A 26,380-nucleotide genomic window follows, 5' to 3' on the forward strand; every position below is an offset into this window, starting at 1 on the left:
TGGACTGACTCAATCATTTCGAAAAGACAGCCGTCTTAAAAGCAGATCTGATCGCCTGTTGCTGCTTTAATCACTCCAAATTCTTTATGAAATGCAGCCAGTACAGGAAAATCGACACAATGCATGGGGTAGAGTGATTGGGGAGCTTCCTTCTTGAAGTAGGAAATGGTCTGCTTTACTGTCTCCCGGTCATCACTCATCAGATGAAATCCCCCGATCACAGAATGCAGCGGGCTATGGGTGACTTCTTTAGCATATTCACAAATATTGCAGATCCCTGAATGAGAGCATCCGGTGAGAACGACGACTCCCCTGGATGTTTTAATGGCCAGGGCCGTATCGTCTTTCATGGGATCATCCTTATACGTACCCTTTTCAAAACTCATCTTCCTCGGTATTTCACCCAGAAAAATAATATCTTCTGTAATTTTATAGGTCTTGCGGGAAGGAATAATATTAAAATCATCAAGAACCGTCTTTTTTGTTCTCTCCGATAATTTTTCCTGAAGGTCCGGGTGGATCAGAAGAGATTTCTTATTGAGAAAATGGTGATGAACGATACCGTCGGTATGATCCCAGTGGTAGTGGGAAAAAACGACTATATCGACACTCTGTAAATCAAGCTTGAGGGCTTCGGCATTCTTCCAGTACAGGTCACTATGCCCTGTATCAAAGAGTATCTTATGGTCTTTTGATTCTAAAAGAGCAGAAAATCCCCATTCTCCCCGGCAGACTCTGGCGCCCTTATGACCCACCTGGTTTTCACAGAGAAGAGTGATGGTCATCGTATTTTCATTGTTCATCATTCATTCAGTATGAACAGGATTTCAATGCTTAATCAAGGCTGATCAGCCGGGATATTTTCTCTTTGAGGTTTTCCATATCTTCTTTCATACAGAACATATTTAGTACGGTCTGTCCCTTTATATCAAGATTTTCAGGAGCCTTTTGTTCAGAAATGGTACTCCCATCAAACTGAAGACTCAATACAGTCTTGTTAAAGGGGATCAATGCTTTGAGGCGGATGACTTTTGGTCTGTTTTCATCGATAAGCTGATGAAGATCGGCAACGGTCCCCGTCAGGGGGCCCATGAGTGAGAGGGATTCAATACCGTCTTTGCCTGTATCGATCATTTCCGGGTGGAACAGGAAGAGTCCCGTGGATGCTGCCGGGGATGTTACCGGTATTCCCGGGGTGCCGGGTTTCTTCCAGCATCCGCTGCGGGATTCAGCAAATCCTGTCAATCCCGGGTAGTGCTTCTGCAGCTTCACCCTGGTCTGCTCCAGGACATCCAAACTGTAGATATCCGCTTTGGTTATGAGCACAAGAGGTCTTCCCTCAAACTGACGGGAGTAGGCGGGTAGACGGTCATGGTAGCGGTCGCACTGACGGGCGTCCATGCAGACCAGCACATCTTTGACCCTGATTAAATCGGAAGGAAAATTCTTTTCAATGGTCTGCTTCATTTCCCAGGGTACGGCCAGACCAGTGGCTTCAATATATATCTCATCCGGTTTTTCTTCATTCACAATTTGTAAGAGAGTGTCCAGGAGTTTTGCCTTCAGGCTGCAACAGATGCATCCGCCGGATATCTCCTTTTTTGAGTATCCACCTTTTTCAATGAGCAGGCTGTCTATGTTCACTTCACCAAAATCATTAATGATGACGGCTGTTCTCAGCTGTGGATTCAAATCGTTGAGAAGCTGGTTCAAAACAGTCGTCTTACCACTCCCCAGAAAGCCTCCCAGAATGGTTGTCATGATTGTATTGGAAGTCATATTATGAGTATAATGACAGCATATCTAATCTGTAAAGCTCTGAATAAATCAAAACTGATTGGAAATTGTCATTAATTGTAAGATGGAGATAAAAAAATGATCGGAATAATTGCTGAATTTGATGTAAAAAAAGAAAGTATTGATGCTTTCCTGGCAGAAGTAAAGCCTCTTGTGGCTGCATCCAACGCTGAAGAGGGATGTATTGCATATGGACTTCATAAGGCTCAGGGATCAGAAAACCTTTACACCATGATTGAAGAGTGGAAAGATCAGCCTGCCATAGATGAACACAACCGCAGCCCTCATCTGACAGAAATCGGACCGAAACTGAAGATTCTGTTAAATCAGAATATCAAGGTGACTTTGTACGATAAGGTTTTATAGTTTTATCGCCCTGACGGGCGTGTTGGCTCCAGGGATTTTTCTATTTTCCTGATGTTTTTAATCGATAAATCTTGACTGAATAATTTATAAGTACTATAATAATTGTAATATTTTTAATGAAGAGGAATACATATGAAAAAAGCAATTTTTTTACCAGTACTGGCTATAGCGTTGATTTTTATGGGTTGCGGAAAACCCGCAGCACCAGAAGCGGCTGTAGCACCTGCAGCGGCACCTGCGGCTGAAGTAAAGGCCGTTTCTGACGGAAGTGAAGACCTTATTATCGACTATCAAACAAATCTGGTTGCAGATGACGCTGCCAGTCATTTCAACTGGAAAGGCAACATCCGTTACATGGCTGCAGAAGATAGCTTTGATGCCGTGACCGGTGCCTCTGCTTTGGGTTCTACTCATCTTTTCCAGGCTTATCTCTACGATGTAGAAGGTAATCCTACCATGTCTACCGGTCTCAGAGGACTGTTTCTGTACGGTGTAAACGGACTGGATGCGACTCAAAATGATAATCTGAATGCTTCTAAAGCAGCAGATGGAACTATTGTAATTCAGTATGTTCACAGAGGAACAGCTTATCGTTTTACAACAGACTCTAAAGGAATCCTGGCTCTGCCTGATGGTTCTTTCGAAAGCCGCAAAATTGGAACACCAGACGGCATTGAGGCTGCCTTTACTTCTGATGGAAAAGCTTCCGGTGTAGACTTTGCCAAAGTATGGTCCAGTGATGTAATGTTTGCCGGTGCCAGTGACAAAGCCATGTATGTATTCGACGGTCCCCTTCAGGTGACACTTGAAAATGATATACTTGCCATAAAAGGTACTCTGACTGCTGTTAAACAGTAATATCAGAATTTATTTCAGATAATTGACCGCTGATCCCCGGATCAGCGGTTTTTTTGGGTTCCTACTCTTATAATTCGGGAATCAGCAGCTTGACTCCGGCCTTCTCGAGTGCTTTTTTGTACTCTATTGCAGGAGTCTGGTCGGTGATGAGGTATTCGATGTCTTCTGCCCCGCAGTAGCGGGAGAGGGCAATCCTGCCGAACTTGCTGGCATCCGTTAAGATAAAGGTCTGGGGACTGCGGCTTATGATTTCAGAATTTATTTCGGCTCGCATCATATCCCGTCCTGTGAACCCTGTTTCAGGAGTGAATCCGTCAATCCCGATAAACGCCTTGGAAAAGTTCAGGGCATTCAGGCATATTTTAACCAGATTTCCCACCATACATTCACTTTCCGGCTGATAGAGTCCTCCCAGAAGAATGATATTCCCCAAAGACTCCTTCCCAATCTGGCGGGCAATAAAGGCATTGGATGTGATAATAGTCGTATTGGAAATCTTGGCCACTTCTTTTGAAAAAAGGGCATTGATTGAACCGGATTCAATATAAATAGTTTCACCTTCATTGACATACTGCGCCGCCATCCGGGCAATTCTAAGTTTCTGTTCATAGTTGATCCCCATCCGGTGAGAGATATCATCTGTTTCATCCAGAACGGCTCCTCCGTGCACACGCCTGAGAAATCCGCTGTTCTCAAGCTGTGTCAGGTCCTGACGGATCGTCGCCTGGGATACATCCAGCTGGTCGGCTAAATCATTGACTGTGACCTTACGTCCATCAGACATGATGCTTAATACCTGTTTATGCCTTTGATTCATAGATCAACCTTTATCAGAAAAATTAGTATTTTGCCTTTTAATATATTCATTGACTATTTCAATGCTGAAATCATGGTCCTCGTGATCGGGCAGTCCCGAGACGATGAGAACACCGGCCAACCCTCCATTTTTCACAAAGAGAGGGACTGCGCCGCCCTTGTCTCTATACAGGACTGGATCCAGCAGGCTTTTGTCTGCCAGGGAAGTGCCAGCTTCAATCATTTTTCTGGAAATATAGAATGAACTGTGCAGAAAGTGATGAACAATACGTGCTTTCCCGCTCAGCCACAGGTCGTTGTCTATAGTGGTCCCGGGAAGAGATATCTGGTACAGAATCTGACCCTCCCTCTCGACCCTTATGGCGACAGAGAGGTTTTTCTGGACAGCCATGTCTGTTGCCAATTCCCCCAGTTGCCTGGCAATACTTTCATTGAAAGCGGGAAGAACCAGCTTTTTTTCTTCTTTCAGTAGTTCTTGAAGTGATTTCATAAAAAATCCTCTGTTATCTTTTTCATATGAGTTTACCTAACTGTCATACGAAAGCAGTATGAAGGGTATCGGTAGATTTTGTCAACAAATTCTCAAGGTCTGGATCTGTTCTGATACTGTTCTTTCAGCTTCTGTCCCACCCGCAGTCCCATGGCAGCTATGGTCAGGGCTGGATTCACAGCTGCCGAGGCGGGGACTGAAAGGCTTGTTCTCCCGGTCATACCAGACTTCCCGGGGGGCATATCTTTTTTTTTCGGACTATTTCATCCAGAGACCAGTTCTCTTTTTCCTGCTTTATGAATCCACCCCGTTCTATCATAAGAATGGAGGCTCCTGAATCCTTCAGGGCATGGGCTATGGAACTCCTCCCCATTCCTGATCCGATAATCAAAAAATCATAGATTTCATCAGAATTCCATTTTTTATTTGTATCCATGTTTAATATTGTATAGTATTTATTATATGAAAGTCAAAATACTTTCAAGTGAAGATTTAGTGGAGGAACCATATGAACTCTAATCGAATTGGATCCGTCAGCAAGAAGGTGAAAATTGCCGCTGGACTTTTCTGGGCGGATTATGGATATCTGGCAGGAACAGTCCAGGAGCTGGAATCGGCAGAGGCTCCCTCTTGATTTTTTCAAACAGTATATTCCCTTTGTGGATATCATTGAATATGAGAGCCGGGCCAGATTCTGGGTGAATGAGAAAGGGAAAACACCCCATGTTATCGATCCTTTTATGATAGAAAATATTCGGGATCTGAAGCAGATGATCAAAGATGCCGGCCGGGAATCCATTGTTGATCTCATAGAAGACGGCGGTATCAACGCGGTCAATTCGGCACAATTTGTCCATGCCGGAATGACTGTGGGAGAATACTCTTCGGCTCTCTTGAAAGGTCCTGATGGGGAAGGCCCGGGCAATCGGTTCATTCCTGGAACCGGGAAGATCACGAATGCTGTTAAAAAATTAAGATCCGCCCTGGATATGGCGGCTTCTTCGCGTTAGTCTGAGAAAAGAAAGAGTCCTTAGGCCCTGAGCCTTCATCATTAAAGGAGACATTCATGAATAAAATAGTCATCGGAATGGCTGGTTTCGGCAGCATTGGCAGGATTCATCAGATGGCCTATGCCGACATACCCTATATTTACCCGGGGAAACTCCCCGAAATCTACCTTAAGGGAGTCTGCCGGTCCACCTTTGAGGGGGCCAAAACAACGGCAACCCTCTCTGGATTTGATAAAGCCTACAGAGACTATGACGAAGTTCTGGCCGATCCGGAAGTCGATGTTATCGATCTGGTAACCCCTAATTCTCTGCATAAAGAGCAGATTCTAAAGGCTCTGGAGGCGGGAAAGCATGTTTTATGTGAAAAACCTCTGGTTCTTGATGCTTCAGAGGCTGTCCTCCTGGAGAAGGCCGCTGAGAAGTCGAATGTCCGGGTCGGTATGATTTTTAATTACCGCTTTATTCCGGCCATCATGAAAGCAAAAGAGCTGATTGAGGCTGGTCTGCTGGGAGATGTCTACTCATTTCGGGGAGAGTATTTTCATACAGGTTATCAGAACCCGGAGAAACCCTACAGCTGGAGGATGAATTTTGATGAGTCCGGCGGGGGAGCCCTGGCCGATCTGGGTATTCATGTCATTGACCTTGTCCGCTTCCTTCTGGGAGACTTTTTCTCGGTGAGAGCTGATCTTAAGACATACATAAATGAGAGACCCTTGCCCGACGGCAGCGGTAAGATGGGCAAGGTGACTGTGGATGATGCGGCCTGGATGCAGTGCCGTCTGGTTTCGGGAGGGCTGGGTTCCATCGAAGTCTCCCGCTTTGCCACAGGAGCTCTGGATGATCTGAATCTGACCGTGTATGGAAGCAGAGGATCATTCAGTTTCAAACTGATGGATCCGAACTTTTTGTATTGGTTTGATCAGCTTAAGCCGGGGCAGGGGTGGAGCCGTCTTGAAACCCTGCAGACTTATGAAGAGGCAAAGATTCCCGCACCGAGATCTGTCATCGGATGGACCCGTTTCCATACAGAGAACCAGTACAGGTTTCTGAAGTCCCTTCAGGAGGGATCTGCTTTTTCTCCATCCCTAAAAGATGGAGCCGTAGCTCAGTATGTTCTGGATGCTGCATATAAGAGCGGAGAAACCGGGAACTACGCTCAGGTCAGAATGACTTCTGCATCATAATCAAAGACGAGGACATCCTTTAAAAAGGGACCGGCGAACTCAGAAAACTCCTTATGTGAGGGGTGAACCAGGTAGCGGTCCCTTTCTTCACATCCCTTGAAACTCAATACATAGGACATGGTATATCCACGGCTTATACCTTCCACAGAGATATCCATCCCCGACTCAAAACCGGAAATTTCCGGGATAATACCCGGGAGTGCACAAAACCTTTGATGAAGTTCCATGATTTCCGGCGAGTCCAATTCCTTTTCATATGAAAATAAAACGATGTGTTTGACCATTTTTAAGTCTCCTTAATCTTTGTATAGAGGGTAATATTGATTCTAATGCATAGAAATAGATGTTGTAAATGAAGAAAACATCTTCATGTGAAAATTAAAACTTTACATATGAAAATCAAGATGGTACAATTCTTAAAAATTCTAAACCGAAAACCACAGAGATACTGTGGCGATCAAGGAGGATTTATGAAAAAGGGATTCTATTTGATGCTGATTCTGTCATTGGTGACAGGAATGAGTCTTTTTGCCGCTGGGCAGAAGGAAGTCAAAACAGATGACAAAAAGGCTGCAGCAGCAGTAGTCGATGTAAACCAGGTAGAAGTACTGCATTGGTGGACATCAGGTGGTGAAGCAGCAGCTTTGAATGTTCTTAAAAAAGATTTGGAATCAAAAGGTATCGGTTGGACCGACTCACCCGTAGCCGGTGGTGGTGGTGATCAGGCCATGACTGTACTTCGTTCCAGAGCCACAGCCGGGAATCCTCCTGTCGCTGTACAGATGCTTGGTTTTGACATCATCGACTGGGCCAATCTTGGCTTTCTTGCAGACCTGAATGACGTAGCCAGAGATGAAAACTGGGATTCCGTCGTTCCCGAAGCACTTAAGTTTTTCTCTAAACAGAAAGGACAGTGGGTCGCAGCGCCAGTAAACGTACACTCTACCAACTGGGTCTGGGCCAACAAGAAGATCATGGATGACCTGGGAATCAAAGAACCCAAAACCTGGGATGAGTACATGGCAGCCATGGAAAAAGTCAAGGCAGCTGGATTTACAGCTCTGGCACACGGTGGGCAGGCCTGGCAGGATGGTACCGTCTTTGAAAGCGTTGTCATCGCTACGGGCGGACCAGAATTTTACAAAAAAACTATGATAGATCTTGATGAAGCCGCCTTGAAATCTGACAAGATGGTTGAAGTCTTCAACAGAATGGCAAAGTTGAGAACCTATGTAGACCCCAACTTCAGCGGTAGAGACTGGAACCTGGCCTCTGCCATGGTTATTGAAGGAACTGCGGCCTTCCAGATGATGGGAGACTGGGCCAAGGGTGAGTTTAAAAACGCTGGTCTTGAACCTGGAAAAGACTTCTATTTTTTCAGAACTCCCGGAACACAGGGAACCGTTACTTTCAATTCTGACCAGTTTGTTATGTTTAAAGTAGCTCCCGAGTACAAGCATGCTCAGCAGGAATTGGCTAAAGCCATCATGAACCCCAGCTTCCAGATTGCCTTTAACCTTGTCAAAGGTTCCGTTCCCGCCAGAACTGACATCTCAGATGCCGAGTTTGACGCAGCCGGAAAAAAAGGTATGAAAGACCTGGCAGATGCCGCCAAAAACGGAACCCTCTTTGGTTCCATGGCACACGGACATGCCGTACCTGCAGGAATCAAACAGGCCATGTTTGATGTAATCACTGCCCATTTCAATGGTGTCTATGATGCAAAAACAGCAGCACAGGAACTTGCAAAAGCCGTTGCCGCAGCTAAATGATCTTAAAATAATGTGATGCGGTTTTACCGCTGAATTCCTGCCGGCTGTTTTCATCTGATGAGCAGCCGGTAGTTATCTGTTTAGTAAAGGATTCACTCTATGGTCTTAAACAATAAATGGCGTATATCCAGGGATGATCTGACCGCACGTTTCGTACTGATGCCCACGATTATTCTCACTTTCGTATTTGTATATGCCTTTATCATCTATACCGTTTATATTTCATTTACCGATTCAAGTCTCATGCCTTCCTTTGGATGGGTGGGTATGAAGAACTATGTAAAAATGTTTAAACTCGCAAACTGGCACACTGCGCTGAAGAATTTTGCTATTTTCAGCGTTCTTTATATCTCATTTGCTACATTTCTGGGTCTGATCCTTGCCATTCTGGTCGACTGGAGTAAGGCGGGAGAGCGGTTTTTCCGTCCCATATACCTTTATCCCATGGCCATCTCATTTATTGTAACCGGTACGGCATGGAAATGGTTTCTTGATCCGGGAATCGGTCTGGAACAGATCATGCATACCTGGGGATTTGTAAACTTTAAATTCGACTGGATAAAGAATTCAGATAAAGCCATTTATACGGTCATCATCGCGGCCATATGGCAGGTCACGGGTTATGTGATGACCATATTTCTGGCAGGACTCAGAGCCGTCAACCATGCGACCATCGAATCGGCGGTTGTTGACGGAGCGGGAACCTGGAAACTCTATACCAGGATTATCATCCCTCAACTGGGACCGTCATTTACATCTGTATTTGTTATTCTGGGGCATATGGCCATCAAGTCATACGACCTGGTTATTGCACTGACCAACGGTGGACCGGGACGGGCTACAGAAATGCCCTCGACTTTTATGTACTCTTATACATTTACAAGAAACGAGATGGGAATAGGAGCCAGTTCTGCTGTCTTTATGCTGTTACTATTCGCCATCATCATCATTCCCTATATCAACAAAATCGTGAAGGACAGCTGATATGACTATTAAAGACACAATGCGGCTGCACAAAACGGCTGAGATCATAAACATGGTGATCATGGTGATCTTCGCCATTTTCTTCCTGACACCCCTGTACGTCATGGTGGTCAACTCTTTCAAACCACTTTCAGAAATCCGGGGAGGCAATATGCTGGCTCTTCCTGTCGATTTTGTTTTAGCACCCTGGAGAAGTGCCTGGTCAACGGCTCAGATCGGTGTTCAGGCCACAGGGTTGCGGCCTTATTTTCTGAACTCCATAAAGATGGTGATCCCGGCAGTTTTTCTCTCCACCCTGATGGGATCCTTGAGTGGTTTTGTTCTGTCTAAAGGGCAGTTTAAAGGAGATAAACTTTTATTCGGACTGATCCTCTTCGGCTGCTTTATTCCCTTTCAGATCGTTCTGATTCCTACTGCCCGTGTACTGGGTTCCCTGAACCTGGCAGGAACAACATCCGGTCTGGTTTTGGTCCATACCGTCTATGGATTGGGTTTTACCACTCTGTTTTTTAAGAACACCTATGACAGTTTTCCATCAGAACTCGTGCAGTCCGCCCAGGTGGACGGGGCCCATTTTTTCAGGATTTTCCGGGATATAATTCTCCCCAATTCCACACCAATCATTGTCGTGTCCGTTATATGGCAGACAACCAATATCTGGAATGACTTCCTCTTCGGTGTTTCCTTTGGAGATGCTTCCAGTCAGCCCATGACGGTGGCTTTGAACAACCTTGTCAGCTCCTCCACTGGGGTCAAGGAGTACAACGTACACTTTGCCGGGGCTCTTATGGCAGCTATGCCGACCCTGGTTATTTACCTGGTCTCGGGACGCTACTTTGTTCGGGGGCTCATGTCCGGCTCAGTTAAAGGATAACCCTTCGGCCTTCAGATAATAAAACACGATGGCTGTGTTACAGCCTTCGTATTGCAAAAGGAATGAACTTATGTCGAAAAAACTCATTTGCGGTGTAGACCTGGGAGGGACGAAGCTCTCGGCGGGTCTGTTCAGACAGGACGGAACCCTGGTGGGAAAGGAAACCGTATACGATCATCGGGATGAACAATGGGATGAAATTCTTATCATCATTGCAGACCTGGTAAAACGAGTGATGCGCTCCTGTTCGGTCGAACCCGATGATATCCTGGGTATTGGAGTGGCTCTGGCCGGGCATATCCATTTTAAAAAGGGTGTCATCGTCACTGTGAGCAATTTTGTACACAATATTTATGATTATCCCTTCGTGGACAAACTCTCTGTACTGCTGCCTGGAATGAGAATCATTCTGGATAATGATGCCAATGCCCAGGCCTTCGGAGAGTTCAAGTTCGGTGCAGGACGTGGTTATCATGACCTGGTCTTTGTCACGGTCAGTACCGGGATCGGCGGCGGTATCATAGTCAACGACAAGATGCTCCGTGGAAAAGTAGGCACTGCCGGAGAAGTGGGACATACCATCATTGACATTGATTCGGATGTAAAATGTACCTGCGGGAATTACGGCTGTGCCATGGCTCTGGCTTCGGGGCTCTTCTTTCCGGAACTCTATCGCAGGCAGCTCCGGAAAGGCTTGAAAAGCACCATTGGAATAACAGAGGCTTCCGCCGATAAGATGGATGGTCAATCCATTGAAGAGGGCATGAAAAAGGGTGATCCCATCTGCAGAGTGATTGTGGAAGATTCAGCCGATGTTGTAGGCTCCACTCTTTACAATATTTACAAGACCCTGGATCCCGAACTGGTCATTCTGGGGGGAGGACTCATGTCCTTTGGTGAAGACTACATGAACCGCATCCAACACCGCTTCCTGTCTCACACCTATGAAATGATGGCTGAAGAAATGGAAATAAAACTGGCAGAAACCGGCCGGGATGCAGGCCTTATCGGGGCGGCGGCATTGGTCCTGGAATAGCTTTCTAAAGGCTGTATTTACTGATTTTATTGAAAAGGGTTTTCCGGGTGACTCCCAGCTCTTCTGCTGCGGCTGTTTTATTGAACCTGTTCCGGATCAGTGTTTCTCTAATGATATTCTTTTCATACTTCTCTATCACGCCGTCCATCCTGTCCTGGAGGCTTAGGCTTTCAGAAATCCCCGGGGTTAATCCTTCCTCTGATGAAGTCAGGGGCTCTTCTCTGCGGTTTAATCCCGCCGTCTCCAGAGTGGCTTCCTCGGTTAGAAGGACTGTCTGGTTGATCAGGTTTTTCAGTTCCCGAATATTCCCGGGCCATCCATAGACTTTCATGGACTCACAGGCCGCCGGCGAAAAATTGAGTTGACCCTTTCTGTATTTTTTGCCGTAAAGGGCCTTGAAATACTCTGCCAGAAGAAGGATGTCCTCGGGCCTGTCCTTCAGAGAGGGAAGAACCAGACTGATCACATTCAGGCGGTAATATAAATCCTCCCGGAATTCCTTTTTTTGAATCAGTGAGACCAGGTCCTGATTGGTGGCCGCTATGACCCGGATATTGACCCTGACGGTTCTATTTCCACCGACCCTCTCCAGAGTCCCTTCTTCCAGAACCCGGAGAAGCTTGGCCTGGGCATCCGGGGACATGTCACCAATCTCATCCAGGAATAGAGTTCCTCTGTCGGCTAGTTCAAACTTGCCGATTTTCCTTTCGTGAGCCCCGGTAAAGGCGCCTTTTTCATGCCCGAAAAGTTCACTCAGCAGGAGCGTTTCCGAAAGGGCTGCGCAGTTTACACCGATGAAGGGAGCCCCATGTCTATTGCTGGTAAAGTGAATATAGCGGCTGAGGACCTCTTTCCCCGTTCCGCTGTCACCTGTGATCAGAACCGTTGTATCCGTATCCTTTACCTTATCTGCCACGGTCAGGATTTTTTTCATCTTCGGGTTGTTCGTCCTGAAGTTAAAATCCAGCATTTTTTCCTGTTGTTCTTCCTTCAAGAGGAGGTTTTCATTCTTGAGATGCTTCAGCTCGAGCCGTTCATTGACAGCCTTCAGCAGGTATTCATTATCCAGGGGCTTGAGCAGGTAGTCTGCCGCTCCCTCGCGCATGGCCTCAACCGCATTGCTGATGCTTCCATAGCCCGTGATCATCAGACAGATCACATCGCTGTTGATCATCTGAATTGATTTCAAGAGTTCCACACCATCCCTGTCGCCCATACGGATATCCAGCAGGGCTATATGGATCTCTGTAGTCCTGATGCATTCCAGGGCCGATTCATAATCCTCTGCGGTAAAGCTCTCATGGCCCTCTCTTTGAAACAACTTGCTGAGGCCGATGCGGATTCCTTTTTCATCGTCGGCTATGAGTATATTCATACCGCCTCCTGTTTTGAGATTGTAGGGAGTGAGAACACAATGACAGTGCCTGTGCCCTTTTTGCTTTCGATCTTGATTGTGCCCTTGTATTTCATGATGATGCCATATACAACAGACAGGCCCAGACCAGTACCTTCGTTGTTTGCCTTGGTTGTGAAAAAAGGATCGAAGACACGGTTGAGAATTTCTTCGGGGATGCCTTTTCCCTGATCCTCAATAGTCATGATAGCCCTCTGGTTTTCTTCTCTGATGCTGATTTTTATAGGTTTGTCATTTTCTGTGGCATGGGCTGCATTCTGCAGCAGATTGATAAGAACCTGCATCAACTCCCCCTTGGATATAATCACATCTGCCACTGCTGGATCGCACAGAATGCTGACAGGAGGAATCCTGGTGCCATCGGGTCTGCGGGAGTGGCGGATCAATCGTACGACCTCTTCCGCTACAATCAGGGGAGAGCAGATGTTTCCCTGACCGAGTTCCCTGGATGTGAAATTCGTCAGATCCCTGATAATCTGGGCAATCCTTATGGACTCTTCTTCTACCAGATGGAGAGATTTAAGGCGCTCTGTGTCGGCCTCTTCGTAAATCAGATTTTGTATATTCGTCAGGATGGAGGACAGAGGATTGTTCACCTCATGGGCAATCCCTGCAGAAAGCATACTGATGGAGGAGAGTTTTTCCGCCTGGAATATTTTTTCCTCATAGGCATTCTTTTCGGAAATATCCTCCAGGATAAGAACACACATCCTTTTCTCAGAATGCATATGAGACTCCCGATGAACAGGATAAATCTTAACCTCAAAAACCTGGTCCTGTCTGTTCCGGATGCGCTGAGTCCAGCGTTCTTCACCCTGAAACAGGACCTTCCTGACACCCTCGAGAAGAGTGGTATCAAAGTTTTCATTGATAAATCCTGTCAGAGTTCTGACCTTTAATTCCGTCAAAATGTCAAAGGCGGGATTCGCTTTTTCTATGATCATATCATCGTTGACGACTGCTAGAGCATCCCTGATGGAGTGGATGACTTCTTCGTTGAACTCATTGAGAAACGTGATTTCATCAAGGGATTTTTCAATTTTGATCTGGTCTTGATGAAGTCGGGCGGCCATGCCGTTGAATCCCTTGAGCAGAACCCCCATCTCTCCCTTATCTGCAATTTTCAGCTGTACATTATAGGAGCCTTCCCGGATATGACCCATGGCATTGGCCAGCAGGGCTACAGGCCTTGTGATGCCTCTTGTAAAGATAAGAATGAGGAGGAATGTGAAGAGCAGTGTGAAGAGGGATACAGTCAGAACAGTCCTCTCGATGGAGAGTATCCTCCGCTGATAGGGTTCATTTGAAAGAATGGTTGTCAGATAGACAGAACTGGTGTTTCCACTGCTGCTGCTGATCTCTCCCACCTTGGTGCTGGCCATGTTGTAACTCTGATCCTCTTCCTCCAGGTCATACCACTCCTTATAAGCCATTCCAGGTAGGGTTCCGGATTGATGAAACGCTATGGTCTGGATCTCCTTATGACCCGCAAGAAAATCTGTTGATGTATGAAACAGTATCCTCCCGTCTTTATCAAAGATAATATTATTGAGAAAGCTGTCATTGATGTGTTTGACCAGATAAATCTCGGTATTTCCCGAAAGGGAACTCAAATTAATAATCCCGATCATGTAAAACTGCCCCTTCATCTGATACAGGCTGATGGAGGGGTGATTATATACGACTGATAGATCTTCCACAGGAGGCAGAATAAAATCGGGGCTGGTATTCAGGGCAGTCATAGAATAATTGCCGTCTTCTGTTTTGATAATAACTGCATCTATATTGGAGGATGTAAGAAGACTTTTCAGTTCACCACTCTTCAGGTTTTCCTCATCCATTTCTTTTGAATACTCCAGGACCTGTATCAGTTGTTTCCAGAGATGGCGTTTCCATGATTGATAGTTATTCACAATGAAATCTGCCTTCAGCCTCAATTCCACTAGGGCATCCTCCAGATTATTATTTCGGATGGTTCTACTGACCAATATTCCTGTAAACGAGGCTTGAAGCAGAATGAGGATCAGGATTGTCAAGGCCAGCTTGGGATACAGTTTCATTGTTAATATATATATTGCTCCATTTCAGGATTGTTGATATTGGATTTATTGAAGACCACATATCCCGAAGTGATACTGGGGGGTATCTCCTTGTGATCAATCAAGTATTTATAGGCCCATTCGACCGCCAGGGCTCCGATTTCTGCGGGTTTCTGTGCCAGAACAAGATCGACTTCACCGTTTCTGAGGCTGGCAATCAGGGAGTCTGTGGCATCCCAGGCGGCCACACGAACAGCCCCGGATAGACCGGCGTTTTTAACCGCCGCAGACACTCCCTGGCTGCTGAACACATTTGTTCCGAAGGCCGCAACAAGATCGGGATTCTTCATCAGTGCACTGAGGGTCTGTTTCATGGCCACCGTCTGAAGGTCTCCATTGTAATCGATCTGGACAATTTCCATCTCGGGAAAGTGTGAAATCCCCTCCATAAACCCGTTTTTCCGCTCTTCCGTCGTGGATGTTTCCTCGGTGGTTGTATTGATATAGACCTTTCCTTTTTCATTGACCTGTTCCGCCAGGGTTTCCGCCAGGTAGACGGCTCCGGCAAAGTTGTCAGTTCCTATATGGGCGAGGGGAAAGGACCAGTCCGAGGGCAAGGTATACAGGCCGTCCCCAATTTTTGTATCCACTGTAATGATTTGTATCCCCTGATTATAACACTCTTTCAGAGGCACAATGAGGGCGTCATTGGCTACGGGAGCAATCATGATGAGGTCGTATTTTTTTGCCGCAATCGCCCTTTTGAGGATGGGGATCTGCACTGCCGGCTCCCATAATTCAGGGTATTCAGAAACATCCAGAGAGACACCCATTTCCTCGGCTTTCATCAAAGCACCCTTTTCCATGGAATAGTAGAAAGGGTCGGCTACGCCGGGAACATAGAGGATATTCAGGTCGGTTTTATCCAGGGATTCTCCCTGCCCTGATGCTCCTGAGATCATAGTTACAGTCAGGAGCAGAACAGTGAGAAGGAGAGTTAATTTTAATCCGCTCATGGGATTAGGAGTATATCACAGGGTGAGGGTATTCGCTACTTTTTGAAGGAATTCCTGTCCTTCCGGGGTGATTTGAAAATAGTCTGCTACCCAGAGGATCTGCCCGGCGCCGCTTGAGCTTTCCTCTCTGAATTCTTCCCTTTGGTCCTTATAGTTGTATTCTGTCAGCAAAGTTTGATTCTCCATTTTTTGATTCTCCCTTAACTATTACTAAGCAAGAGTTGTGCCATACTTTTTTTAATAAGGAGAATATGGTGTAAATCATTATCATGGAAAGTTATATCTTTTGATTATGGTTGTTTTAGAGAGTCGCCGGATCGGGGGCGAGGACCGGAATTGGATAGTCCTCTACCCGTATCGGGTAATTCCCTTCCCGGGAAATAAACTCATAGTATTCAATTCATCTTAAGGTTGTACTCCCGGACACATTTGATTACCGCCTCCGAAGTTTCAGAGAACTTGATTCCCCTGGTCTGTATCAATGATGTATCTAAACGGGCATCCCGGTCTTTCCGGGCATATTTTATCTCATCCTTGATAATCAGTTCCTCAATTCGATGTTCCAGGCCCAGTTCTTTCATGATAAGGCAGACAATATCGTATCGGCTTTGATCATTTTTAGAACCCACATGGTAGGTTCCGGAAGGGAGATCCATGATTGTATCAAACTGATCCATCAATTCATTCACATAGGTCAGTCCGCGGTACTCATGAGAGGGAACCCGGATGGATTCACCTTTCATGACGGCCTTAACGGTGTCCCAGAGAACATTGTTCACAACAGGCCGGAATCGTTCAGGAACTCCGAACATCCATGTGAAACGGAGAATCAGCACATCCTCCAGAATGGATTGAATCAGCCCCTCGGCTTCCAGCTTGTTTTTACCGTACATTGTATCGGGAATGGGTGTATTACTCTCCTTGTAGGGACCGCCTTCGGGGTTGCCGTTGAAGACCTGTTCCGTGCTGAGAAAGATCATCCGGGCTCCCGCCTCCTTGCAGGCCTGGGCAATGTTAGCAGCACCGGTCACATTGATGGCATAGCATTTTTCAGGGTGTTCATTGCAGAAATCTGTCAGGGCAATAGCGGCAGCATGTATGACATAGTCGGGTTTGAACAGCCTCAGGGCATCCTGTATTTTGTCTTTTTCATGAATATTCAACTCAGCAACATCTGTAGAGAGAATTTCAAAATTGTGGTGGTGAGCCTCTTTGAATCTTGTACCGATAAATCCGTTTCCTCCGGTGAGCAGGACTCTTTTCATAAACAGTCTCCTAATTTTTTATAATTGAGGAACCGCCTGAATTCACCGGATTGGATCAGACAGGGGCACCTGAAAGAAATATAGGTAAATTATAGCCTGTTTGGGTAAATAAAGATAGATATATTGTCATATGATAGAAAAAAATTATCATATGATGGTTTTGAATGGGCTGCATGCATCCTTTGAAGTGAAGAAATCAGAGAACCTGCTGTGTCCTGGCTATGATATCATTCTGCGTTTCTGCTGAAAGATTGGTAAAAAAGGCGGAATACCCGGCGACCCGGACAATCAGATCCCGGTGCTCTTCAGGATGTTTCTGAGCGGCCAGCAGGGTTTCCCTGTCTACGATATTAAACTGGATGTGCCATCCCTTCAGATCGTCAAAGAAGGCGTGAAGCATGTCGGCCAGTTTTTGTCTGTTTCCTTCAGATTCCAGAACGGCGGGGGTCATTTTCTGGTTGAGGAGGACTCCCCCCAGAATCTGGTCGGTTCTCAGTTTGCTGATGCTCTTCATGACTGCGGTAGGGCCCTTCCTATCGGCACCCGAAGAGGGAGAGGCTCCTTCAGCAAGGGGTTTCCATGCTTTTCTTCCGTCAGGGGTGGCCGGGACTATGGATCCGGCGGGAACATTTCCGGATATGCTGGATGTCCCGGCGTAGTAACGGCAGCCGATGGGTCCGCAACCCTCTCTTATGGTTCTGAAGTGACTGATCTCATCAATAAATGAGTCATAGGCCTCTACCAGAAGATTGTCCACATTCTCATCGTCGTTCCCGAATTTGGGAGCATGGTTCAGAAGAATCTGTCTGATCTTTTCTCCTCCGGAACCCTCAAAATTATTTTCAAGGGCTTCCATCAGTTCTCCGGCGCCGATCCGCTTTTCCTCAAAGACAAGCTTTTTAATCGCTGCAAGGGAGTCTCCCAGGTTGGCAATTCCCACCTGCAGGCCCGATTCAAAGTCGTATTTGCTGCCACCTTCGTGGATTGTCAAACCCCGTTCCAGGCAGGGTTCGGTAAAGGCCGAACAGAGGATATCCGGGGCTTCATCCCGCAGGACCACATCGATGGCTGCGTCAATGGCAATGCCCGCTCTGGCGTAATACCGGACTTGCCTGTCCCAGGCCTCCAGGAGCTGGGAATACTCAGTGAAATCCGTGAGCATCCCTGTCCCTTTGCAGAACTGCCGACCGCTCACAGGATCTGTTCCATCATTGAGAGCTGCCATAAAAACCCGCATAAAGTTCAGGAAGTGTTTTCCTGTACAGCGGTAGCCCCAGCGGCCGGGAACAGCCACCTCAATGCAGCCGATGGCGGAATAATCCCAGGCATCTTCTTCCTCCACACCCCATTCTCTGAAAGAGGGAATCACGATGGAGTCATTGTTAAAGGCGGGCATGCCGAATCCCAGGCGGATCACCTCGATGCACTCTTTTAAAAAGTCATCATTCAGACCGGGATGGAAACGGACAGACAGATTAGGCTGGGTGAGTCTTGTCTCTCCCACAGATTTCAATATGAGAGTGCTCAATTCATTGACGCCATCACTGCCGTCTCTGAGCTGCCCTCCTATGGTCACATTCTGGTATAGAGGTCCCCCCGCAGAAAACCGGGTATGAGACCAGGATCGGATCTTTTTCATGCTCACCAGTTTGAGCCAGGTATTTTCCAGAAGCTCCATAACAAAATCATCGCGCAGGAGGCCCTTTTCTTTATCCGATTTGTAAAAGGGGTAGAGGTACTGGTCCATCCGGCCCAGAGACAGGGAGTGACCATTGCTTTCGATCTGCAGGGTCAACTGCAGGAAGTAGGTCAATTGAAGTGCCTGGTAGAACCCCTGAGGAGGGTTTACAGCGATGTTATGACAATTTGAGGCTATCTGCTTCAACTCTCCGATTCTGTGTTTATCCCGGGAGCTATTGTGAAGAAGCTCTGCCAGGGCGGAAAAGCGGATGATGAATTTCTGGAGGGCTTTCAAGGATATCAAGGTGGCCTTGTAGTACTGGTATTTTTTAATACCCTTAGCACCCATTGTATCGGTTTTCCCCAGCAGCTCTTCTACATGCCGGATGTACCAATCCAGACCTTTCTCCAGAACCTTGGGGAAATGGGCGGCGATGTGGGCATCACCGGAAGTCAGATTCCCTTCGGCCCTGATGATTCCGGTTTCATGAATGGCCAGAAGGTCATCGGTCATCAGGGATCTACCCTTGTCCAGAGTCGTTGATCCCTTCCAGAAGCTGCAGATCTCAAGCAGTTCCGTCTTTGTCATGTCATCAGGGAAAAAGCAGTCGGATGGTCTTTTTTCAAAGTCATCCAATTCTTTGATGATCCATTCTACAGCATACTCCGGGAAAATCGGAGCCGCATAAATCCGGGAGGAGTGGTTTCCCACAATCAACTCTTCCGGTTCAATGCGGATGGTCATCTTCTCCAGGGTCTCTTTCAGGGCGAAGGCCCTCTTCATGATGACCGGTTTGTCTTTATGCATTTTATAGGCTTCCGTATAAAACCGGGCCCTTTCGGTACATATGGTGGGTAGGGAGGATAATATTCTGTCTCTGTAGGCATTGATTCTTTCGGTCATAATGCGCCTCCTATGGTGGCATTCCATCCTCTGGACTCGGCCATCTGGATATAAGGGTGGACTTCTTCGATATCCATAGAATGCAATGGCAAAGAATAGGGGAGTCCCAGGGCTTCGTGTTTTCCGGCTCCCAGAGGGTGATAGGGCATAAAGTCAATGGCCTTCACACTCTTTAATCCTGATACAATATCCAGTATGGATTCTATGGCTTTCCCTTCATGGTTAAAACCATAGATAATGGGAACCCGGATACGAATCGGGACTTCTCGGCTGTCCAGTTTTTTCAGGTTCTCCAGGATCAGATTCAAGTCTCCTCCCGTATGTTCTTTAAAAATAACAGGGTCCCCATGTTTGAGATCACAAAGGAACTCATCTATATAAGGCAGGACCAATTCTATATTTTTCCAGGGGATATGGAGGCAGGTTTCAACAGCTGTCATCAGGCCCTGATTTTTTAATAATTCAGCCGTTTCTTTACAGAGTCCGGGCTGAGAGAGGGGTTCACCTCCGGAAAAAGTCACACCTCCGCCGGAGGCTGAATAAAAGGGCTTGTCCTTTAAGACTTCCCGGGCAATTTCTCCAGGTGTCATCGATTCTCCCGAGACCGTGATAGTTCCGCTGGGGCATAGGGTTTTAAGGGCTTCGACTGACTCCAGAGCCACCAGGTTTGTCCCTTGTTGTCTCAGATCGCCGCAGTCTCCGCAGGAGATGCATCCGCTGTTTCCGATCATAAACTGAGGTTCGTATTTTTTTCCCTCCGGATTGGCGCACCAGGGGCAGTTCAGGGGACAGCCTTTGAAGAAGACGGTTGTTCTGAGACCTGTGCCGTCATGCAGAGAAAAACCCTGAATATTAAAAACAAACCCCATAGCCCCCCCCATCCTGTAATTCTATCAATTTTATCATCGAAAGTCAAAGAACTTTCTATCGAAAGTAAATAATCCCTGAAAATTCCTTAAATTCTCTCAATATAGCTTTCAATTGATGATTTACAGGGGTATTCAGGGAGACCTATAATAAGAGTCATGATTGAAAGACACGAAGAAATATTGAATCTTGTCAGTGAAGGGAAAGAGATCTCAGTCCAGGAGCTCTCGGACCAGCTGGCGGTATCCCTTGTCACGATTCGAAGTGATCTGAGGGTTCTGGAAGAAAATGGTCTTCTTGTCAGGACGAGAGGGGGTGCCGAACTCTCCTCTGAAGATGATATTGCCCGCCGGATGGGCATCAATTACAGCATCAAGCAGAAGATTGCCTCCAAGGCTGTGAGTTTTATCAATGAAGGGGATACGATCTTCCTGGAAGCCGGTTCCTGCATTGCTCTTATGGCCAGGGAGTTGAAAGTCTTCAGCAGCCTCAATGTCTTGACCAATAATGCCTTTGTCGCCAGGCAGATGAAGGATGCTCCGGGTGTCAAGGTTATCCTTCTGGGGGGTGAATTTCAAAAGGACAGTGAAACCATGGTGGGACCCATGATAAGGGAGTATCTCTCCTATTATAACTTCAGCAAAGTTTTTTTGGGGATGGATGGTTTTACCCTGGACCAGGGCGCCATGTGCCGGGATCTGGACCGGGCGGAGGTCATGGCGGAGTTTGTTGCCGCCGGGGAGGATGTCTTTATCCTCTCTGATTCATCTAAATTCGGCATGAAAGGAATTCGAGTCTTTGCAGAGATTCGGGATATTGACCGGATCATCACGGACAGTCATATTTCTGAGACCATGAAAGATTCTCTTTCCCACATGAATGTCTCTGTTTATTGTGTCTCCTAGACAGGTGGGCCTAAAATCATGACCGAGACGAAGATGCAATCGGTATTGTTAAGAATCTTTAACTTGAGAATCTCCCGGATCAACTTATTATGGTATGAAGTTCCAGTGGAAAAATAGGTTTTCTAAATTGAATTGGAACCGGGAGAAAAAAATGAGAGCCTCAAAAAAAAAGGGTTTGTTTGCCTGGTATTTTAACACTAGTCTGTTGTTGAGAATTTTTATCGGTTTAATGCTGGGTGCCATCATAGGGATTGTTTTTGGTCCGTCCGTGGCTGTGGTGCAGCCCCTGGGGAGTATTCTTGTCAATCTTCTCAAGATGATTGTTATGCCTTTGATCCTTACATCACTGGTTGTGGGTGCTGCCAGCATTCAACCTAAGGAGCTGGGCAAAATCGGCATCCGCATCTTTATCTACTATATTGTGACCTCAGCCCTGGCTGTTAGCATTGGACTGATTGCGGCCAATATTTTCAATCCCGGAGCAGGACTGGAACTGGCCGTGAATGCGGATATCGCGGGAAAGGCCCTGAATCAGCCTAAGTTCATGGATACATTCCTGAATATTATTCCTAAAAACCCTTTTGGGGCCCTGTCACAGGGTCAGGTATTACCCATCATTTTCTTTGCCTTAACCTTTGGTATCGGAATCTCTGTAGTTCGCAACTCGGAAGAAGAGAGAATTGCCAAGGCGGGGGAAACTCTGTTTTCTATCTTTGATGGTGCTGCAGAAGTCATGTATGTCATTGTCCGCTGGATTCTGGAATACGCACCCATCGGTGTCTTTGCACTGATCGCTGTTGTGTTCGGTAAGCAGGGCGCCAGTGCCTTTGGTTCACTGGGGCTTGTGACTCTGACAGCCTATGTCGGATTCTTTATTCAGATAGCCCTTGTATACGGATTTTTTCTTGTTGTGAATAAGCTGAGTTATCTGACCTTCTTTAAGGGAGCCCGTGAAGCCATGGTCACCGCCTTTGTCACAAGGAGTTCCAGCGGTACTCTACCCATCACCATGCGTAATATGAATGAGAATCTCGGTGTTCCAAAAAAAATCGCTTCTTTTACACTTCCTTTGGGAGCCACCATTAACATGGATGGTACGGCCATCTATATGGGAGTCTGCGCTCTGTTCATCACTAACGCGGTGGGCATGGATTTGAACTTGACCCAGCAGTTCACCATCATTCTGACGGCTGTTCTTGCCTCTATCGGATCAGCAGGGATACCCGGAGCGGGTGCCATCATGCTGCTGATGGTTCTCAATTCAATAGGAATTACCATTGAGGCCGGTTCTGCCGTTGCTGCCGCCTACGCTATGATTTTGGGAATTGATGCCCTTCTGGATATGGGAAGAACCATTACCAATGTCACCGGCGATATGGTCGGAACAGTTCTGGTCAGTAAGGGTGAGAAGGAACTGGACCTGAGGAAGTGGAAATAGGCTCTACTTTTTATTCCGGGGTTTGGCAAAATCGATATGAAACATCTCGGATAAATCATTGTCTTTTAGTTTGAGAAGTCTTGTACTTTTGACTTTTTGTGCTTTAGCTACCAGGCTGTCCTTTTCTGTGATGATGGCTTTTGAAACAAGTTCTGAAGGAGAGACTCCCCGGAGTGTGAACAGGAGTTCCGGCTGCGCATCCAGTCTGTTACCGACCCCGTAAATAACTGCTGCCAGATGTTTGCAGAATTTTGCGTGGTCAGGACAGCTGCAGTAGGGATGAAACTGCCCGGGAGTGGGGAAGAGTCCTCCTTTTTGATCGGTTAAAACTGCTTCCAGTTCAACAGGGAATTTTCCTGAAAGTAGTTCTGTGAGGGAGGAGATTTTTCCTTCTACGAGTTTTGTAAGACCCTTCCAGCTTGTGTTGCTCAGTGCATCCATCTCAACTTCGCATCGGTAGACGCTGCTGCCGGAACCCAAAACCTGTGCTTTTATTTTCCCCGGGAGTATCTGCAGGTCAATAACACATCCATGCGTGACATAACTGCGGCCGCGGGATAGCCTGTTGGCAAAGTCGGCATAGAGCTCAAGATTGCTGTTCCATGCCCGTCCCCACCAGCTTTTTGCAATTGTTCGGCCTTCGATGGTGACAGGTGAAATCTTTTTTCCTTTTTTAAGCAGGGCGGCAATTTTTTTCCGGGCCTTCTCTTTTTTCTCACCCACAGATTCGCTGCGACCGTAGCCGTAATATCCCCAGCCCATTATATTCCCGCCTTGAGAGAGAATAAATCAATCAGCTCTTTATCATCCATTTCGGTCATAAAAGAAGATTCACCGGTGTTCTCCAGCACCACGTCAGAGAGACCTTTTTTCTCTTCCAGCATCATGGCAATCTTTTCTTCAATGGTTCCTTCTGTAATAAACTTGTGGACCACTACACTTTTTTTCTGTCCAATTCGAAAAGCTCTGTCTGTAGCCTGATTTTCAACGGCCGGTTTCCACCATCTGTCAAAATGAATCACATGATTTGCCGCGGTGAGGTTCAGTCCCGTCCCTCCGGCTTTTATGGACAAAACAAAGAAGGGTACATACTCATCGCTTTGGAACTGATCCACCAGTGTTTTCCGTCTGGCAATGGATGTCGAGCCATGAAGGACAAGCCCTTTTCGCTCGAAAATATCTTCCAGAAAGGTTTCCAGAGGCTCAATAATTTCTTTGAACTGAGTAAAAATGAGGACCTTTTCCCGCTTTTCATAGATGGTCTCACAGATCTCCCGCAAACGTTCAAACTTACCGCTTTCCGCGGGTTTATAGGTCGGATTTCCAAGATACTGATCGGGGTGATTACAAATCTGTTTGAACTTGAGCAGAGATGACAAGACCAGCCCCTTGCGCTTCATCCCCCCTTCAGTATCTTCAAGAGCCTCTTTTAAAAGATCAACCTGTTGCTGATACAGAAGATGTTGTTTTTTACTCAGGCGGGAAAATGAATCCACTTCAATTTTATCGGGAAGGTCGGTGATGACATTTTTATCAGTCTTAAGTCTCCTCAGGATATAGGGACTGATCACCTGGCGCAGCATCCCCAGGTCATCATTTTTTTTAATGAACCTGGAAAATTCCGTTTTATTACCGAGCAATCCCGGGTTGAGAAAGTCGAAGAGGGACCACAAGTCGGATAGACGGTTTTCGATGGGTGTACCCGTCAGAACAATGCGGTTGCAGCTATTCAGCTTCTTGACCGCCCTTGACTGAGCCGACCCGGCATTTTTTATGGCCTGAGCTTCATCGAGAATAATATAATTCCAGGGATAATCCTGAATCCACTGGTATCGTTTAACATATCCATAAGTCGTAATGATCATATCCCACTTCGATACTTGATAGGCTGAGGTATTCTTATCAAGAATCTCTTTCCCTCCACCGGGATGAGCGATGATGAATTTTATCTTAGGGGCAAATTTCTCAAGCTCCGAGGCCCAGTTATGAATAAGGGAGGCTGGTAATACCAAAAGGCTTGTGGTGTATTTTTTTTTCTTACGGAGACTGTTCATAAGAGCCAGAATCTGGATGGTTTTACCCAGTCCCATGTCATCGGCAAGACAGGCTCCCAAATGCAGTGAGTCCAACAGGGTGAGCCAGTTTAAGCCCTCCTGCTGGTAGGGCCTCAATTCGGCTCTGAAATCTTTTGCAATTCTGGATTCTTTAATCAGCTCAGGGTTCTGCATCTTCTTCATAATGCCGGAGAACCAGTCTCCAATGCCGACCTCAACGTTCTCATCGGAGAGGATATCAGAAAATGAGTGCCCCTGTCGGCTCATCAGCATCCTGAGAGCATCACTGAGAGCAATATCCTCATCAGCCAGAAGATCAGTTGCTTTTCCCCAGTTTTCAAGGCTCTGAGAGAGCTTCTCTCTGTCGACAACGACCCATTTACCCTTGATCAGTGCCAGTCCTTCTGATTGTTTGAGAATCTCCTGTGCCTCGGCAGCTGTTAGTTCTACATCTCCTATTTTTATGGCCGCTCTAAAATCAACCAGAGATTCAAGACCCAGGAAAGAGGTCTGTTTCGTCTCTCCAAATGAGATGGATAAAGAGGCAGATTTTTTACCTCTGCGCCACCAGTTGGGGATCCGGCAGAGTATTCCGGCCTTTTCATAGAGAGGAATTTCCTTGAGAAATTGAAAGGTTTCTTCCGGGGTGAAGTGAAGAGGATAAAAGAGTTCTCCAGAATCAAGCAGATCTTTTAGAAACGCACTCTGTTTTGCGGCATTTGATACAGTGGATAACAATTCAAGCAATCTGTTCTGATCATTTTGAAATTCAGACAAGGCATATTGCAGTGGACGGTGCTGTGCCTGTTTTTTCTTGTTCAGCCCCACTGAATATGTGGCCATAAAGGCAAAAGAGGAGCTTTCTGATTTCTGTTCAACCAGATGGAAATATATTTTACCCACCAGATGTACATCGGGTGAATAGTTTAAAAAGAAACTTGCTACAGAACCCTGGTGTTTCTTTATTTCTGTCTGGAAAAAGTCATTTAATAGGATCCAGTGATAATTGAGGCAGTCGCTGTTTAAATATTCGAAGCCCCGAAAATAGGGGGCTCTGACGCATAGTTCCTGAAGAAGGGATTGTTCTGCCGCTACAGTTTGTTTTTCCCGTAATTCCTCCAGAGATTCGCTCAAACGGAGGGTTTCTGTAAATAATCTGGCAAAGCTCTTCCAGAATTCGAGATTGGCTGAGAGCTTTTTATCATCCGACACAAATGCCAGTTGAAAAAGAGCCTGATAAGGGGAGCTTGAAAAATCTTCTTTGAGAGTATCATGAACCTTGGCAATATTTTCCGAACAGTCCTTATTGCTCTTTATCCATTCAATTTTTAAGTGATAGTTCTGAAGAAGAACAATCTCGGGATTCTCATTAATCATCAATTGCCCCTCAAATCAGTTCACAACTGAGATTATTTTAAGGGGTGATTCCTGTTTGAGCAATACTAATAATTTAGTGCAACTAATCAGCAATTCCCTAATGCTTAGTTGCAAACCGTCAATCACACACAGTCATCATCGTAGAATCGAGGAGTTTCCGGTCCCTGCTTGATGCTGCGCGTCTCACATCAAGCGTGCTGAGTCCCTCCAAGCCCTCCTCCATTGCTAAAA

27 protein-coding genes are annotated in these 26,380 nt (G+C 46.3%); 11 read left to right on the plus strand and 16 right to left on the minus strand.

Annotated features, from left to right (window positions below; genetic code table 11):
* Positions 1–35: 35 nt before the first annotated feature.
* Positions 36–806, minus strand: coding sequence for an MBL fold metallo-hydrolase (locus tag PF479_RS17870; protein WP_298009524.1), 771 nt, complete (start codon positions 804–806; stop codon positions 36–38).
* Positions 807–834: 28 nt separating this feature from the next.
* On the minus strand, positions 835–1,779 hold the full coding sequence (locus PF479_RS17875) for a GTP-binding protein (RefSeq protein WP_298009527.1): 945 nt from the start codon (positions 1,777–1,779) through the stop codon (positions 835–837).
* Positions 1,780–1,875: 96 nt separating this feature from the next.
* Between PF479_RS17875 and PF479_RS17880 the strand changes: the two genes are divergently transcribed.
* Both PF479_RS17880 and PF479_RS17885 read left to right on the plus strand, forming a co-directional pair.
* On the plus strand, positions 1,876–2,163 hold the full coding sequence (locus PF479_RS17880; RefSeq protein WP_298009530.1) for a putative quinol monooxygenase: 288 nt from the start codon (positions 1,876–1,878) through the stop codon (positions 2,161–2,163).
* A 132-nt stretch (positions 2,164–2,295) separates the two neighbouring features.
* On the plus strand, positions 2,296–3,021 hold the full coding sequence (locus PF479_RS17885; RefSeq protein ID WP_298009532.1) for a hypothetical protein: 726 nt from the start codon (positions 2,296–2,298) through the stop codon (positions 3,019–3,021).
* A 67-nt stretch (positions 3,022–3,088) separates the two neighbouring features.
* Here PF479_RS17885 and PF479_RS17890 read toward each other — a convergent pair whose 3' ends face one another.
* The 4 genes from PF479_RS17890 to PF479_RS17905 all read right to left on the minus strand — a co-directional run bounded on the left by PF479_RS17890 (position 3,089) and on the right by PF479_RS17905 (position 4,763).
* The gene (locus PF479_RS17890) at positions 3,089–3,838 is read right to left on the minus strand and encodes a DeoR/GlpR family DNA-binding transcription regulator (protein WP_298009534.1); all 750 of its coding nucleotides are present in this window, start codon (positions 3,836–3,838) and stop codon (positions 3,089–3,091) included.
* Positions 3,839–3,841: 3 nt separating this feature from the next.
* Positions 3,842–4,327, minus strand: coding sequence for a heme-binding protein (locus PF479_RS17895; protein ID WP_298009537.1), 486 nt, complete (start codon positions 4,325–4,327; stop codon positions 3,842–3,844).
* 92 nt (positions 4,328–4,419) lie between these two features.
* On the minus strand, positions 4,420–4,548 hold the full coding sequence (locus PF479_RS17900) for a hypothetical protein (protein ID WP_298009540.1): 129 nt from the start codon (positions 4,546–4,548) through the stop codon (positions 4,420–4,422).
* Entirely contained in the window at positions 4,545–4,763 is a 219-nt protein-coding gene (locus PF479_RS17905; protein ID WP_298009543.1) for a hypothetical protein, read from the minus strand. Before PF479_RS17905 ends, PF479_RS17900 begins: the two co-directional genes overlap by 4 nt.
* 72 nt (positions 4,764–4,835) lie before the next feature.
* On the opposite strand from PF479_RS17905, the gene PF479_RS17910 reads away from it, so the two are divergent.
* The 3 genes from PF479_RS17910 to PF479_RS17920 are packed head-to-tail and all read left to right on the plus strand — an operon-like array spanning position 4,836 to position 6,524.
* Positions 4,836–4,961, plus strand: coding sequence for a hypothetical protein (locus PF479_RS17910; protein WP_298009546.1), 126 nt, complete (start codon positions 4,836–4,838; stop codon positions 4,959–4,961).
* Entirely contained in the window at positions 4,906–5,337 is a 432-nt protein-coding gene (locus tag PF479_RS17915) for a hypothetical protein (RefSeq protein WP_298009549.1), read from the plus strand. Before PF479_RS17910 ends, PF479_RS17915 begins: the two co-directional genes overlap by 56 nt.
* Before the next feature lie 56 nt (positions 5,338–5,393).
* Positions 5,394–6,524: a Gfo/Idh/MocA family oxidoreductase gene (locus tag PF479_RS17920; RefSeq protein ID WP_298009551.1), complete on the plus strand. Its 1,131-nt coding sequence runs from the start codon at positions 5,394–5,396 to the stop codon at positions 6,522–6,524.
* Here PF479_RS17920 and PF479_RS17925 read toward each other — a convergent pair.
* Positions 6,497–6,808 carry a Dabb family protein gene (locus PF479_RS17925; protein ID WP_298009554.1) on the minus strand — a complete coding sequence of 104 codons (312 nt, stop codon included), beginning with the start codon at positions 6,806–6,808 and terminating at the stop codon, positions 6,497–6,499. The genes PF479_RS17920 and PF479_RS17925 overlap by 28 nt on opposite strands.
* A 186-nt stretch (positions 6,809–6,994) precedes the next feature.
* Here PF479_RS17925 and PF479_RS17930 point away from each other — a divergent pair, with 186 nt between their 5' ends.
* The 4 genes from PF479_RS17930 to PF479_RS17945 all read left to right on the plus strand — a co-directional run bounded on the left by PF479_RS17930 (position 6,995) and on the right by PF479_RS17945 (position 11,190).
* A complete protein-coding gene (locus PF479_RS17930; protein WP_298009557.1) occupies positions 6,995–8,296 on the plus strand; it encodes an ABC transporter substrate-binding protein in 1,302 nt (433 codons plus the stop codon).
* A gap of 99 nt (positions 8,297–8,395) precedes the next feature.
* Positions 8,396–9,280, plus strand: a complete 885-nt coding sequence (locus tag PF479_RS17935; RefSeq protein ID WP_298009560.1) for a carbohydrate ABC transporter permease — start codon at positions 8,396–8,398, stop codon at positions 9,278–9,280.
* Positions 9,281–9,299: 19 nt separating this feature from the next.
* Entirely contained in the window at positions 9,300–10,154 is an 855-nt protein-coding gene (locus PF479_RS17940) for a carbohydrate ABC transporter permease (RefSeq protein WP_367277257.1), read from the plus strand.
* 70 nt (positions 10,155–10,224) lie between these two features.
* Complete coding sequence (locus tag PF479_RS17945; protein WP_298009568.1) at positions 10,225–11,190, plus strand: ROK family protein; 966 nt, start codon at positions 10,225–10,227, stop codon at positions 11,188–11,190.
* Positions 11,191–11,194: 4 nt separating this feature from the next.
* On the opposite strand, the gene PF479_RS17950 is transcribed toward PF479_RS17945, so the two are convergent.
* From PF479_RS17950 to PF479_RS17980, 7 genes are all read right to left on the minus strand, one after another.
* A complete protein-coding gene (locus tag PF479_RS17950) occupies positions 11,195–12,565 on the minus strand; it encodes a sigma-54 dependent transcriptional regulator (RefSeq protein ID WP_298009572.1) in 1,371 nt (456 codons plus the stop codon).
* Entirely contained in the window at positions 12,562–14,664 is a 2,103-nt protein-coding gene (locus PF479_RS17955) for a HAMP domain-containing sensor histidine kinase (RefSeq protein ID WP_298009575.1), read from the minus strand. The genes PF479_RS17950 and PF479_RS17955 overlap by 4 nt, the downstream gene beginning before the upstream one ends.
* Positions 14,665–14,666: 2 nt before the next feature.
* The gene (locus PF479_RS17960) at positions 14,667–15,659 is read right to left on the minus strand and encodes an ABC transporter substrate-binding protein (RefSeq protein ID WP_298009578.1); all 993 of its coding nucleotides are present in this window, start codon (positions 15,657–15,659) and stop codon (positions 14,667–14,669) included.
* A 15-nt stretch (positions 15,660–15,674) separates the two neighbouring features.
* Positions 15,675–15,845 carry a hypothetical protein gene (locus PF479_RS17965; protein ID WP_298009580.1) on the minus strand — a complete coding sequence of 57 codons (171 nt, stop codon included), beginning with the start codon at positions 15,843–15,845 and terminating at the stop codon, positions 15,675–15,677.
* A 209-nt stretch (positions 15,846–16,054) separates the two neighbouring features.
* The gene (locus PF479_RS17970) at positions 16,055–16,924 is read right to left on the minus strand and encodes an NAD(P)-dependent oxidoreductase (RefSeq protein ID WP_298009583.1); all 870 of its coding nucleotides are present in this window, start codon (positions 16,922–16,924) and stop codon (positions 16,055–16,057) included.
* Between the two features lie 196 nt (positions 16,925–17,120).
* Positions 17,121–19,508 carry a glycyl radical protein gene (locus tag PF479_RS17975; RefSeq protein ID WP_298009586.1) on the minus strand — a complete coding sequence of 796 codons (2,388 nt, stop codon included), beginning with the start codon at positions 19,506–19,508 and terminating at the stop codon, positions 17,121–17,123.
* Entirely contained in the window at positions 19,505–20,377 is an 873-nt protein-coding gene (locus tag PF479_RS17980) for a glycyl-radical enzyme activating protein (protein ID WP_298009589.1), read from the minus strand. The genes PF479_RS17975 and PF479_RS17980 overlap by 4 nt, the downstream gene beginning before the upstream one ends.
* Before the next feature lie 156 nt (positions 20,378–20,533).
* Between PF479_RS17980 and PF479_RS17985 the strand changes: the two genes are divergently transcribed.
* Complete coding sequence (locus tag PF479_RS17985) at positions 20,534–21,280, plus strand: DeoR/GlpR family DNA-binding transcription regulator (RefSeq protein WP_298009592.1); 747 nt, start codon at positions 20,534–20,536, stop codon at positions 21,278–21,280.
* A 151-nt stretch (positions 21,281–21,431) separates the two neighbouring features.
* Positions 21,432–22,718, plus strand: coding sequence for a dicarboxylate/amino acid:cation symporter (locus PF479_RS17990; RefSeq protein WP_298009594.1), 1,287 nt, complete (start codon positions 21,432–21,434; stop codon positions 22,716–22,718).
* 3 nt (positions 22,719–22,721) lie between these two features.
* On the opposite strand, the gene PF479_RS17995 is transcribed toward PF479_RS17990, so the two are convergent.
* Together PF479_RS17995 and PF479_RS18000 are read right to left on the minus strand one after the other, a co-directional pair.
* Positions 22,722–23,480 (minus strand): SWIM zinc finger family protein, encoded by a 759-nt coding sequence (locus PF479_RS17995; protein WP_298009597.1) that lies wholly within the window; start codon positions 23,478–23,480, stop codon positions 22,722–22,724.
* Positions 23,480–26,149 carry a DEAD/DEAH box helicase gene (locus PF479_RS18000; protein ID WP_298009602.1) on the minus strand — a complete coding sequence of 890 codons (2,670 nt, stop codon included), beginning with the start codon at positions 26,147–26,149 and terminating at the stop codon, positions 23,480–23,482. The genes PF479_RS17995 and PF479_RS18000 overlap by 1 nt, the downstream gene beginning before the upstream one ends.
* Between the last annotated feature and the right edge of the window lie 231 nt (positions 26,150–26,380).

The sequence above is a fragment of the Oceanispirochaeta sp. genome, from assembly GCF_027859075.1.
Taxonomy (GTDB): Bacteria; Spirochaetota; Spirochaetia; order DSM-2461; family DSM-2461; genus Oceanispirochaeta.